At 68.7% G+C, this 11790-nt stretch carries 13 protein-coding genes; 9 read left to right on the top strand and 4 right to left on the bottom strand.

The annotated features are described in order from the left end of the window. Positions 1–31: 31 nt before the first annotated feature. Together BLR41_RS02525 and BLR41_RS02520 are read right to left on the bottom strand one after the other, a co-directional pair. Positions 32–277 (bottom strand): hypothetical protein, encoded by a 246-nt coding sequence (locus BLR41_RS02525; RefSeq protein WP_092625926.1) that lies wholly within the window; start codon positions 275–277, stop codon positions 32–34. Beyond that, a complete protein-coding gene (locus BLR41_RS02520) occupies positions 274–531 on the bottom strand; it encodes an HC3 family zinc finger protein (protein WP_092625924.1) in 258 nt (85 codons plus the stop codon). Before BLR41_RS02520 ends, BLR41_RS02525 begins: the two co-directional genes overlap by 4 nt. Positions 532–655: 124 nt before the next feature. Here BLR41_RS02520 and BLR41_RS02515 point away from each other — a divergent pair, with 124 nt between their 5' ends. The 5 genes from BLR41_RS02515 (at position 656) to BLR41_RS02495 (ending at position 3769) form a co-directional block, all read left to right on the top strand. Then, entirely contained in the window at positions 656–1510 is an 855-nt protein-coding gene (locus BLR41_RS02515; RefSeq protein ID WP_092625921.1) for a helix-turn-helix domain-containing protein, read from the top strand. Continuing rightward, positions 1500–1694 (top strand): DUF397 domain-containing protein, encoded by a 195-nt coding sequence (locus tag BLR41_RS02510; RefSeq protein WP_092625920.1) that lies wholly within the window; start codon positions 1500–1502, stop codon positions 1692–1694. Before BLR41_RS02515 ends, BLR41_RS02510 begins: the two co-directional genes overlap by 11 nt. Before the next feature lie 546 nt (positions 1695–2240). Further along, positions 2241–3053, top strand: a complete 813-nt coding sequence (locus BLR41_RS02505) for a DddA-like double-stranded DNA deaminase toxin (RefSeq protein ID WP_092625918.1) — start codon at positions 2241–2243, stop codon at positions 3051–3053. After that, the gene (locus BLR41_RS02500; protein WP_092625916.1) at positions 3050–3520 is read left to right on the top strand and encodes an Imm1 family immunity protein; all 471 of its coding nucleotides are present in this window, start codon (positions 3050–3052) and stop codon (positions 3518–3520) included. The genes BLR41_RS02505 and BLR41_RS02500 overlap by 4 nt, the downstream gene beginning before the upstream one ends. Before the next feature lie 126 nt (positions 3521–3646). Then, positions 3647–3769: a DUF397 domain-containing protein gene (locus tag BLR41_RS02495; RefSeq protein WP_092625914.1), complete on the top strand. Its 123-nt coding sequence runs from the start codon at positions 3647–3649 to the stop codon at positions 3767–3769. Positions 3770–3824: 55 nt separating this feature from the next. Here the strand turns inward: BLR41_RS02495 and BLR41_RS02490 are convergent, their stop codons facing one another. Together BLR41_RS02490 and BLR41_RS02485 are read right to left on the bottom strand one after the other, a co-directional pair. Next, the gene (locus BLR41_RS02490; protein WP_092625912.1) at positions 3825–4877 is read right to left on the bottom strand and encodes a nitronate monooxygenase; all 1053 of its coding nucleotides are present in this window, start codon (positions 4875–4877) and stop codon (positions 3825–3827) included. A 220-nt stretch (positions 4878–5097) separates the two neighbouring features. Further along, positions 5098–5895, bottom strand: a complete 798-nt coding sequence (locus tag BLR41_RS02485) for an IclR family transcriptional regulator (RefSeq protein WP_092625910.1) — start codon at positions 5893–5895, stop codon at positions 5098–5100. Positions 5896–6055: 160 nt separating this feature from the next. Between BLR41_RS02485 and BLR41_RS02480 the strand changes: the two genes are divergently transcribed. The 4 genes from BLR41_RS02480 (at position 6056) to BLR41_RS02465 (ending at position 11718) form a co-directional block, all read left to right on the top strand. After that, complete coding sequence (locus BLR41_RS02480) at positions 6056–6961, top strand: fumarylacetoacetate hydrolase family protein (protein ID WP_218119858.1); 906 nt, start codon at positions 6056–6058, stop codon at positions 6959–6961. Continuing rightward, entirely contained in the window at positions 6961–8457 is a 1497-nt protein-coding gene (locus BLR41_RS02475; RefSeq protein WP_092625906.1) for an aldehyde dehydrogenase (NADP(+)), read from the top strand. Before BLR41_RS02480 ends, BLR41_RS02475 begins: the two co-directional genes overlap by 1 nt. Continuing rightward, positions 8454–10175 carry an IlvD/Edd family dehydratase gene (locus BLR41_RS02470; protein ID WP_092625904.1) on the top strand — a complete coding sequence of 574 codons (1722 nt, stop codon included), beginning with the start codon at positions 8454–8456 and terminating at the stop codon, positions 10173–10175. The genes BLR41_RS02475 and BLR41_RS02470 overlap by 4 nt, the downstream gene beginning before the upstream one ends. A gap of 178 nt (positions 10176–10353) precedes the next feature. Then, positions 10354–11718, top strand: coding sequence for a GntP family permease (locus BLR41_RS02465; RefSeq protein WP_218119876.1), 1365 nt, complete (start codon positions 10354–10356; stop codon positions 11716–11718). Positions 11719–11790 lie beyond the last annotated feature (72 nt).

The raw sequence follows: 11790 nt of genomic DNA, 5'->3' as shown, positions 1-11790 counted from the left end.
GCCGTCCCCACCGGCCACACCGAACCCACCATCACCGGGCACCACCACCCTCATCACCCAGCACACCCGCATCGACCACACCGTCCACGGCCCCACCACCGAACGACACCGCCGCCGCGTGCTCCCGCAGCTGCCGCGCCACCCGCTCCAGCACCACCGCCGTCTCCGCGCACTGCCGCGCCGTGGCCCGACCACCGGCCAGGTCGTAGGCCACCCGCTCCAGCACCCACTCCTCGTGTTTCAGCGCGATCGCCAACCTCGCCCGCTCACCGGTCACGACCGCACCACCCTTCCGGCGCGCCGCTCGACCTCGGCCAACGACTCCAACCCGGCCAGCTCCCGAGTCCGCTCGTCGCAGTCGCGGCACGTGCCCCACAACCACGCCACCTCACCCGTCTCCGCCGACACCTCCACGCCGCACAACGTCGACACCACCACACCCTCCGGAAACTCCACCCCCGGCAGCGGCACCACATCCCCACTCGCATGCCGAGCACCACCACCCGGCACCCACACGAACGGATGCGACACGATGACCTCCTCTATGCCAACAACATCTTTCGTTGCCAGCACCAATATGCGTTGCTAGCAACACCATGCGCAATCGCCTGATCGAATGACGTAAGCGCCACGAGACGCGGGTTATCGTTGGCGCATGGGCGGCAACAGCCGAGGATTGCCCAAGACACGAACGCTGGGCGCTGAACTGCGAGAAGCACGCGAGAAAGCAGGACTGTCCACACGAAAACTGGCGGAAAAAGTCCACAAACACCACAGCGTGCTCGCCCGCTACGAAAGCGGCGCCAAACGACCGGAGCCGGAAACGGTCGCGGCGATCCTGACCGCGCTCGACGCCACCGACACCGAGCGCAGCAGAGTGGTCGAACTCGCCCGAGCCGCCGAGGACGCCAACTGGGTGGCCGTCGGCGACTCCTCCCACCGCGACATGACCACACTCATCGAGTACGAACGCACCGCGAGCACTATCGCCGAGGTCGCCACCACCGTGATCCCCGGCGTGTTGCAGACCCACGACTACGCGCGGGCGATCATCGCCACCTGGTCACCCGGCGACGCCGACACACGCACCGCCATCCGGCTCGGCCGCCGCGACATGCTCACCAAACGGGACGCGCCGAACTTCACCGCGATCATCACCGAGAACGCACTCCGCGACCCCATCGGCGGAACCGAGGTGCACACCGAGCAACTACGCCACCTGCTGAAGATGAGCGAGCTGCCCAACGTCGAGATCAGGATCGTCGCCAGCCGCACCGGCCAATGGAACCCCACCCACGCCGGAAGCTTCATCTACTTCGACTTCGACAAAGCAGCACCAATCGTCTACATCGAACACTTCAGCTCACTGACACTGCTACACACCCCGAAAGAAATACACGCGTTCGAAAACGCGCTCACCACCCTGCGGAACACGGCGATGAACCCCGAACAATCAACCGACCTCATCGCCACACTCGCCAACACTCAAGGAGCACCCAGTGACAGCTGAACATCCCACCAACTGGCGCAAACCCACCCGCAGCTCCACCGGCAACGCCTGCGTCGAGGTCGGCCGGTTAGCCGACGGCGCGGCCGTCCGCGACACCAAGAACCGCGCAGCCGGACACCTCACCACCACCCGAACACAGTGGACATCCTTCATCCACTCCCTCAAAACCAACCGCTTCGATTGAGTTCAGCCGTTCGGACCGTCCCGGAAAGTGCGCGCGCACCGGGACGGTCTTTTCGGTCGACCGCGTTTTGACCGGGAAGAAGGTCTTCCGCGACGGGTTCGTCCGCTGAAGAGCACTCGCTGTCGGTCGGCGACGCTACCGTCGCGCCATGCAACAGCTCCTCACTCTCCCCACGATCCGCGCGCAGGCCGAACAAACAGTCAGTCGCATCCAGGACGTGGCCCGCAGCCACGGGGACGAGGATCCCGGGTCCACCCCGGAGCAGGATGAGGCACTCCACCGCGCACGGCGCGTCCTTACCGAAGCGGCCAGCCACCCCGCAGGAGGCCGCGCGGTGACAGTCCTTCCCGGCGGCGTGTTACCGGAGACGCGTGGGGAATGGAGATCGAGGCCCGCAGCTAGTTCGGCGCCGGACGTGCCGCACAACCGCCGGTCGCCGGGCTGCCTCTGCCCGCGATCACTACCGCGAGCGTTGCGGACGAGCGTGCCACCGGCAGGCAAGCCACACCCTTCACTCGCGCCGAGACGGAAACACAGACAGGCATCGTGAGCAGCCTCGAAAAGCTCGGCGAGCAACTGGCCCTGGTGCTGACCAAACTCGCCGAAAGCCAGACCGCTCTCGTCCAAGCCCGCCAACGGATCGGCGAAAGCGGCCAGACCCTGGCCGCCGTCGTCGACGAGCACACCCACCACGACCTGTCGGCCGGCATCCCGGCCTACCGCGAAGCCTGGTCCACCACGACCGAGGTCGGCAAAACACTCGTTTCGGTCGACAAGGCCATCCGCACCTACATGACCAGCATCGGCGCCCCCGGAGCCGAGACCGCCGGAGTCCCCAGCGATGACGAGGCGAACTCGCCATCAGCCGCCATGCCTACGGGCCTCGAACCACACCAGCCGGATGCTACGGCCCACCGCGACGACGAACCCGAGTTCAGCACCCCGGAATGGGCTGAACACGAGGTCACAAGCTTGACCGACCTGTCGGAAACCGCCGGGAACGTGTTCGACGACGAGGGTAACCAGATCAACACCGAACCGTGGCGAAGCGGGGAACACGACGTCTGGTTCGAGCAGAACGACCAGGAACTTCGGGCGAGCCCAGCGTTCCCGGCCATATCGCCTCGGGCCAAGGCTGTGCCCTCAGCCAGCCACGTGGAAACCAAGGTAGCCCGGTGGCTGGACAGCCAACCGAACCTGAACCACGTCAGCATCGTGATCAACAAGCCCGTGATCTGTCAGGGTCGTTTCGGTTGCGAAGCAGCAGTCCGTGCCCTGCTCTCGGCGGGCAAGTCAGTCAGTGTCTGGCCCCGGGGCAGTGGGGTACCGTACGAACTGAAGGGAGCCAAGAAAGCATGATCATCAGCGCGAGTCACCAACACGACTGGCTGCACGGTTACGACGCTGACCAGGTCGATCAGGTCATCAACACTGTTCTCACGCAGGGTAGTCCGCTCCAGCCGAGCGAGGTCTTCGTTGGTGAGCGGACGGTGACGCTCGAAACGATGGACCTTCCCGAGTACCACGTACGGGTCTGCGTCAACCCGACCGCCGGATACGCAGCGCTGCTGTTCACCGCATCCGATCTTGACCCGGACCGGATCTGGGTATCCTTCAACTCGAAACCGCCGCTGGAGGACCCCCACCTGGCCAGCGACATCGACACCGGACGTTACCACGATCGGTTCACAGCCATCCCCATCGAGCAGGCCCGCACAGCGCTCCGGGAGTTCTGGAGCACCGGAGGCCGACGTCCAGCCCAGGTAACCTGGGTAGCAGCGGACTACTACGGGCGTATCACCGAGCGCATGACCGTCGCCGCGTAGCAGCCGGAACCTACCGAGTGAGTATCAGCGCACTCATGCATGACCAGTTCCACCACGTGGAGCGATAGGACGATGCTGACCGTGTGATCGACGAAGCCCTCGATCACTCCCTGCCTGGACCGGCGGATGCGCCGATTCCACGGCGCGGCCATCCGCGACACCAAGAACCGCACGGCCGGACACCTCACCACCACCCGAGCACAGTGGACGGACTTCATCGCGGCCGTCAAAACCGACCGCTTCCACTGACCACGCGAAGCCCACGACGGCGTCCCCGGTAGCCACCCCGGCCCGGAGGGCGCCGTCAATCTCTCGCGAAATCGCCGGGAACCGGGCTCCCGGCCTCCTCCCACAGCCGAGTGGCGATTCGCCCGGCCGGGTCATCACCCGCTTCGCGGTAGCCGGTCCCCGCCCACAGCGCCAACCCGTCCTGGTCGGCCTGCGCTGCCGCGGCGGCGCGCAGCGGTTTGGTGAGCTGGTTGACCTCCGGGTACGCGGCCGGGGCGGTGGCGTCGTGCTCGGCGATGAACCGGTTGCGCAGCCCGCGCGCGTTCCTGCCCGAGAACGCCCTGGTCACGGTGGTCTCGGCGAAGCGCGGGTCGATCAGCGCGTCCTTGTGCGGCCCGCTCGTCCCGGCCTCCGGGCAGCGCAGGAAGGCGGTGCCCAGCTGCACCGCCGTGGCCCCCGCCCGCAGCGCGTTGGCGATGTCGATACCGTCGGAGATCCCCCCGGCCGCGAGCAGCGGCAGCTCGGTGGCCGCGCGCACCCGCACGAGCAGTTCGAGGGTGCTCACCTCGTCGTCCGGGGTGTCCGGGTGGAACGTCGCGCGGTGGCCGCCCGCCTCGGTGCCCTGCACCGTGAGGGTGTCGGCACCGTTGCGTTCGGCGTGCAGCGCCTCCTCGACCGTGGTCACACTGGCCACCACGTGCGTGCCCACCCGGTGCAGCCGTTGCACCACCTCCTCGGGCGGCGGGCCGAACGTGAAGGAGACGATCGGGACGGGTTCGCGTTCCAGCAGGTCGAGCTTCTCCTCGAACCGGTCGCGGTCGGCCGGGTCGGGCTGCGGCAGTTTCGCGGCGTAGCGCTCTGCTTCGCCGCGCAGTTCCGCCAGGTAGAAGGCCACCTCCTCGGCGCGGTCGGACGGCTCCCCCGGCACGAACAGGTTGACGCCGAAGACCGGGACCTCGCCGCGCACCCGCTCGATCTGCTCCCGCAGGGTTTCCGGGGTCTTGTAGCCCGCCGCCAGGAAACCGGTGCCGCCCGCCGCTGCCACGGCGGCGACCAGTTCCGGTGTGGACGGTCCGCCCGCCATCGGCGCGGCGATCACGGGGAGCCGCAGCTCGGAGAAATCGAACACCGCGTGCGCTCCTGGTTCTCTAGGAAGTCGTGTTCCGGCCCGTCAGGGACGGACCGCACCGGACGACGGGGCTACCCGCTGAGGCGAGGCGACGACCGTGCGGCCCGGCAAGATCCACGGTCACAAAGCCGCACCCGCCGCGCAACAGCGGCGCGGATGAAATCCGGCACAGCGCGCCGGGCTCGTTCGCCGTCAACCCACCAGGGGTACGCGTATACCGCTACCCGCGCACCCCGGTCGAGCCGAGCCGCCCCGCCAGGTCCCCCACGAGCTTCCGCAGCAGTTCGACGAGTCGCTGCTCACGTTCCCGGCTGTGTCGGGCCTTGAGGAGGGTGACGCTGACCGCGGCGGTCGTGCCGCTGCGGGTCGGCACCGTGCTGGCCAGGCAGAAGATTCCCTCGCCCGCCTCCTCGTCGTCGACGGCGTAGCCCCTGGCGCGGATCTCGGAAAGCTGCCGATCCAGTTCGGCGCGGGTGCGCACGCTGTTGGCGGTCAGCCCGCGCAGCTCCTGATCCGCACCGAGCCGTTCCGCCAGCTCGCGCTCGCTCAGCGTGGCGAGCATCGCCTTGCCCACCGCGGTGCAGGTGGCGGGCAGGTGACGACCCACCTCGGAGACCAGCCTGATCGGGTGACCTCCACCCCTGCGTGCCAGGTAGACCACGTCGGAACCGTCGAGTACGGCCAGCTGGAGGGTCTCCTCCTCGTCCTCGGCCAGCTCGAGGCAGGCGGCGTGGAACTGCTGGACGAGGTCGACACCCGCGAGATATGCCTCGCCGTACTCCACCAGCCGCTGGCCGAGGCAGTACTCCCCGTCCACCTGCCGCAGCAGCCCTCCCTGCGCGAGGGCGTGGCACACGTTGGACACGGAGGACTTCGCGATCCCCAATCTCCGGCCGAGCTCACTAGGCCCGAACGACTCCTCCCGGTTCGCGGCGAGCATGTCCAGAACCGCCACCGCACGCGTAACCGCGGGCGCGAGAGAGCGGTCGCCGTCTCCCTGACCCGTTTCGTTCTCCACGATCCGTGCTCCTCCTCAGCCGGTCCCTGCGCTACATCCTATTTCCCCGATCGGATTGACACAGATCACAGCGGTCCATATCGTTCAGCATGCTGTCTACCGTTCAGCATACTGACCATTACGAGTGATGGTCGCCCGAAACAAGCCAAGGAGAGACGCAGTGCACCTGGTTCGTTACGTGGATCCCGGGACGGGCACGGCCCGCATCGGCCGCCACGAAGGAGACCGCGTCACCCCCCTGCCCTCGGTGGAAAGCATCGCGGAGCTGTTACGCCTGCCCGCGACCGAGTTCCGCGAGTTCCTGGAGCGCGACAACTCCGCCGACTCCACGCCCGAATCGGGCGCTCGACTGCTTCCTCCCGTCGACGGCCGCACCGAGGTCTGGGCGAGCGGCGTGACCTACGAACGGTCCCGAGGTGCCCGCGTCGAGGAGAGCGAGGCGGGCACCGTCTACGTGCACGTCTACGACGCGCCGCGGCCCGAGCTGTTCTTCAAGGCACCGGCGTGGCGCGTGGTCACGGACGGCGACCCCGTCGCCATCCGCGCGGACTCGCCGCTCAACGTCCCCGAGCCGGAACTGGCGCTGGTCGTCAACAGTCGCGGCGAGATCGTCGGCCTGACCGCGTGCAACGACATGAGCTCACGGTCGCTGGAGGGGGAGAACCCGCTCTACCTGCCGCAGGCCAAGGTCTACAACGGCAGCTGCGGGCTCAGCGCGGGCATCAGGCCGATCTGGCAGGTGGACGACCCCACCGACCTGCGCATCCGCATGACCGTGCGACGGGACGGGGACGAGGTGTGGCGCGGGGAGACCTCCACCGCGAAGCTGCACCGGAGCCCGCGGGAACTGGTGGACGCGCTGTTCGCCGAAACCGACTTCCCCGACGGTGCCGTGCTGGCCACCGGCACCGGGATCATTCCGGAACTCGACTTCACCCTGGCCCCCGACGATCTGATCGAGATCGAGATCGACGAGGTGGCGAGGCTGTCGAACCACGTCGTGCGGGGGCGGGAAACCACCTCCTGGTTCACCGCCTCCCCCGACCAGCCGAAAGCGAGGGCGTGATGACCACGGTCACCATCCCGGAGGAAACCGACCTCCCCGCACTCGAACGAACGCTCGACGCCGCGCGCGAGGCGGCCGGACCGCTCGCCGCGCTGCGTCCCTCCGAAAGGGCCGAGCTGCTCCGGGCGGCGGCGGACGCGCTGGACGCCGCGACCGAGGAGCTCGTCTCGCTGGCCGAGGGCGAGACGGCGCTGCCGCGCCCCCGCCTCACCGGCGAGGTGGGCAGGTCCAGCGGACAGCTCAGGATGTTCGCCGCCGCGCTCGAGGACGGCGGGTACCTGGAACCCGTCATCGACACGGCGACCGAGAACGGCAGGCCCGACCTGCGGCGGATGCTCGTGCCGCTCGGACCGGTCGTGGTGTTCGGCGCGAGCAACTTCCCGTTCGCCTTCAGCGTCCCGGGCGGTGACACCGCCTCGGCGCTGGCGGCGGGATGTCCGGTCGTGGTCAAAGCGCACCCCGGACACCCACGGCTGTCCGAACGCGTCGGCGAGCTCCTCGCCGAAGCGCTCCGCGCCTCCGGGGCCCCCGAAGGCACCCTCGCGGTGGTGCACGGGCAAGACGCCGGCCTGCGCGCGTTGACCGATCCGCGGGTCAAGGCGGCCACGTTCACCGGCTCGGAGGCGGGCGGAAAAGCACTGCTGGAAGCGGCTAATTCCAGGCCCGACCCCATTCCTTTCTACGGCGAGCTGGGCAGCCTCAACCCCGTGTTCGTCACCCCCGCCGCGCTGCGCGCACGCGGTCCCGAGATCGTCGACGGGTACGTGGCGTCCTTCACCCTCGGCGCGGGACAGTTCTGCACCAAACCCGGTCTGCTGTTCCTGCCCTCGGGGCACGGCGAACGGCAGCGCATCGTCGACGCGGTGGAGCGGTCGGCTCCCGCCGCGATGCTCAACGAGCGGATCAGGGACGCGCACGCCGCCGAACGCGACCGGTTGACCACCGTCCCCGGAATGCGGGTGCTGGCCACCGGCCCCCCGGCGGACGAGCGGGTACCCGCGACGCTGCTCGAAACCACCGTGCCGGAACTGCTGGCCAATTCCGACTCCGCGCTCACCGAGTGCTTCGGCCCCACCTCGATCGTGGTGACCTACGAGAACCTCGCGGAGCTGCGGCAGGCCGCCGAAGCGTTCACGGGAAACCTCACCGCCACCCTCCACTGCGAGGCCGAACAACCGTCCGACCCGGACAACGAGGTGGTTCCTCCGCTGCTGGAAGTGCTGCGCGAGCGGGTCGGCCGGGTGGTGTTCAACGGCTGGCCGACCGGGGTGGCGGTCACGGCGGCCATGCACCACGGCGGCCCCCACCCCGCCACCACCGGGTCGGTGCACACCTCCGTCGGCACCACGGCGCTGCGGCGGTTCCTGCGTCCGGTGTGCTTCCAGTCCACTCCCCAACCGCTGCTCCCGGAGGAGCTGGCGGACCACAACCCGCTCGGGCTGCCCCGCCTCGTCGACGGTGAGCGGAGCACGTCCCCGGTCAGGAGGCCGTTATGAACGACGAGGACAACCGCAGCAGGCACTGGTTCGGCGAGAGCGGCAGAGGCGGTTTCCTCCACCGCTCGTGGATGCGGGCCCAGGGGTTCACCGACGAGGTCTTCGACGGACGTCCGGTCATCGGGATCTGCAACACCTTCTCGGAGTTCACACCGTGCAACGCGCACCTGCGAAGGCTGGCCGAGAGCGTCAAGCAGGGAGTCTGGCAGGCGGGCGGATTTCCCGTGGAGTTCCCGACGATGTCGCTCGGCGAGACACTGCTGCGCCCCACGGCCATGCTCTTCCGCAACCTGCTGTCGATGGACGTGGAGGAGTCGCTGCGCGGCAACCCCGTGGACGGAACGGTGCTGCTGACCGGGTGCGACAAGACGACCCCCGGGTCGATCATGGGAGCGGCCAGCGTGGACCTGCCCAGCCTGGTGGTCACGGGCGGCCCCATGCTCAACGGCAAGTTCCGCGGCTGCGACATCGGCTCGGGAACGGCCGTGTGGCAGTTCACGCAGGACGTCAACGCGGGCAGGATGAGCCAACAGGAGTACCTGGCCGCCGAGTCGGGCATGTCCCGGAGCAACGGGCACTGCATGACGATGGGCACCGCATCCACCATGGCCTGCCTGACCGAGGCGATGGGCCTCTCGCTCCCCGGTTCCGCCGCGATACCGGCCGTGGACTCCCGCCGCTACGCCACCGCGCAACGCGCCGGACAGCGGATCGTCGAGATGGTCGGTGAGGACCTGCGGCTCAGCAGAGTCGTGACCGAACCCGCGATGCGCAACGCGGTGGTCGCCAACGCGGCGCTGGGCGGCTCCACCAACGCCGTGGTCCACCTGCTGGCCATCGCGGGCAGGGTGGGACTCCCGCTGACGCTGGACGACCTGGACGCGATCAGTCGCGACGTGCCGTGGTTGGCGAACCTGCAGCCCTCGGGCGAGTACCTGATGGAGGACTTCTACTACGCGGGTGGGCTGCCCGCCGTCCTGGCCGAGCTGACCGATCTGCTGGATGAACGGGCGATCACGGTCACCGGGCGTGGGCTCGTCGAGGCTGCGTCCGGCGGGGAGCGGGTGCCCGGCACCGAAGTCATCCACCCGCGTGCGGAGCCGCTCGGCCTCGGCGCGGGGACCGCGGTGCTGCACGGCAACCTCGCCCCGAACGGGGCGGTCGTCAAGCAGTCCGCGGTCTCCCCCGAGCTGGCGAACCACCGGGGCAGGGCGCTGGTGTTCGACAGCATCGAGGAGTACGACGCCGCCGTCGACGACCCGGAGCTGGACGTGGACGCGGACACGGTGCTCGTGCTGCGGAACTCCGGACCACGCGGCTACCCCGGAATGCCCGAGGTCGGCAACCTCACCATTCCCCGCAAACTCGCCGAGCGGGGCGTGGACGACATGGTGCGCATCTCCGACGCACGCATGAGCGGAACCGCCTACGGAACCGTGATACTGCACGTCTGCCCCGAGTCCGCCGTGGGCGGACCGCTCGCGCTGGTGCGGAGCGGTGACCGGATCGAACTCGACGTGGCCTCCCGGCGGCTGCACCTCGACGTGCCCGACGAGGAAATCGCCCGTCGGCGTTCCGAGCGGCACCCCACCCCGCGGCAGGAGGAGCGCGGCTGGGTGAAGCTCTACACCGAGCACGTCCTGCAGGCCGACCAAGGCTGTGATCTCGACTTCCTGGTCGGCTCCAGCGGCCCGACGGTGGCGCGGCAGTCCCACTGACGGCCCCGGGACGCCCCCGTCCCGCGTTCAACCGCGCGCGAGCCCCTCGGCGGCTCGCGCGCCGCATCCCCCTCCCCTTTTGAAACCGCTTCCGGCGATGCGCGCCGCCACCGGTTTCGAGGAAACCCGCATCGAGGAGCTTCCCGTGGAAACGACGACGGAGCCCGTCTACGGAGTCATGCCGCTGCTGGCGATAGCGGTCGCAGCGGTGGCCCTGCTGCTGTTACTGATCGTGCGGTTCAAACTGCACGCCTTCATCTCGCTGGTGCTGGTCAGTCTGCTCGTAGGACTGGCGACACGGATACCTTTCGACGAACTGGTGGACACGCTGCTCACCGGGTTCGGCGACACGCTGGCGAACGTGGGGCTGCTGGTCGGCCTGGGAGCCATGATCGGGCGGCTGCTGGAGATCAGCGGCGGTGCCCGGGTCCTGGCCGACACGTTGATCAACCGGTTCGGCCCGCGACGGGCTCCGCTCGCCCTGGGACTCGCCTCCCTGCTGTTCGGCTTCCCCATCTTCTTCGACGCCGCCTTCGTGGTGCTCCTCCCGATCGTATTCAGCGTGGCGCGACGGTTCGGCGGCTCGTTGCTGCTGTACGCCCTCCCCACGGCCGGGGGTTTCCTGGCGATGCACGCCCTGGTCCCGCCGCACCCCGGCCCGGTGGCGGCCTCCGAACTCCTCGGAGCCGACGTCGGCCTCGTGCTGCTGCTCGGTCTGCTCGTGGCCGTGCCGTCCTGGTACGTGGGTTCGTACGTCTTCTCCAAGTTCATCGGTCCCCGTATCGACGTTCCGGTACCGGTGCTGGGCGCTTCATCCGAAGTGGACCAGGACACGGCGGGTTCGGAGGAGACCGCACCGCTCCCCCGGTTCGGCACCGTCCTCGGGGTGCTGCTGCTGCCACTGGTGATGATCTTCCTGCACACAGGACTGGAGACACTTCGAACGGTGGGAGCCGTCGACTCGGACGCTGCGTGGGTGCGTCCGCTGCTGCTGCTCGGGGAGACACCGATCGCACTGCTGGCCACCGCGATCGTCAGCATCGTCGTGTTCGGACGCGGACGCTCCCGGACGAACGTGGAGCAGATCGTCAACGGAGCGCTCGGCCCGGTGTGCGCGATCATCCTCATCACCGGCGCCGGTGGGATGTTCGGAAGCGTGCTCCAGGCCAGCGGAATCGGCGACGCACTCGCGGAAACGCTCAACGCGGCCGGATTCCCCCTGATAGTGGCCGCGTTCGTGATCGCGACCGGGTTGCGCGTGGCACAGGGTTCGGCCACGGTGGCGCTGACCACCACCGCCGGGCTTCTCGCGCCGACGGTCGCTGCCGTCGACGGGCTCTCCTCGCTCTACCTGGCGCTGCTCGTGCTGGCGATCGCGTGCGGCTCCATGGTGCTGTCGCACGTCAACGATTCCGGGTTCTGGCTGGTGGGACGTTTCCTCGGCCTCGATGTGAGTACCACGCTCAAGACGTGGACCGTGATGGCCACGCTGGTCGGCGGCACGGGTTTCCTGCTGGTGCTGCTCATCAGCGTGTTCGCCTGATCCCGGTCCGGACTCACCGGAAAGGACCGACGTGGTGTAGTACTTGCTCGACGTCGGTCCTGCCGGAGCGAG

The sequence above is a fragment of the Actinopolyspora mzabensis genome, from assembly GCF_900101095.1.
Taxonomy (GTDB): Bacteria; Actinomycetota; Actinomycetes; order Mycobacteriales; family Pseudonocardiaceae; genus Actinopolyspora; species Actinopolyspora mzabensis.
Note: the sequence above shows the minus strand (reverse complement) of the source record. Positions and strands in the feature narration are given on the sequence as shown.

Bases quoted from the DNA above. Each gene is read 5' to 3' on its own strand.
- BLR41_RS02515 (WP_092625921.1), top strand. From the start codon at position 656: ATGGGCGGCAACAGCCGAGGATTGCCCAAGACACGAACGCTGGGCGCT.
- BLR41_RS02500 (WP_092625916.1), top strand. From the start codon at position 3,050: ATGATCATCAGCGCGAGTCACCAACACGACTGGCTGCACGGTTACGAC.
- BLR41_RS02495 (WP_092625914.1), top strand. From the start codon at position 3,647: ATGCGCCGATTCCACGGCGCGGCCATCCGCGACACCAAGAACCGCACG.
- BLR41_RS02475 (WP_092625906.1), top strand. From the start codon at position 6,961: ATGACCACGGTCACCATCCCGGAGGAAACCGACCTCCCCGCACTCGAA.
- BLR41_RS02470 (WP_092625904.1), top strand. From the start codon at position 8,454: ATGAACGACGAGGACAACCGCAGCAGGCACTGGTTCGGCGAGAGCGGC.
- BLR41_RS02465 (WP_218119876.1), top strand. From the start codon at position 10,354: ATGCCGCTGCTGGCGATAGCGGTCGCAGCGGTGGCCCTGCTGCTGTTA.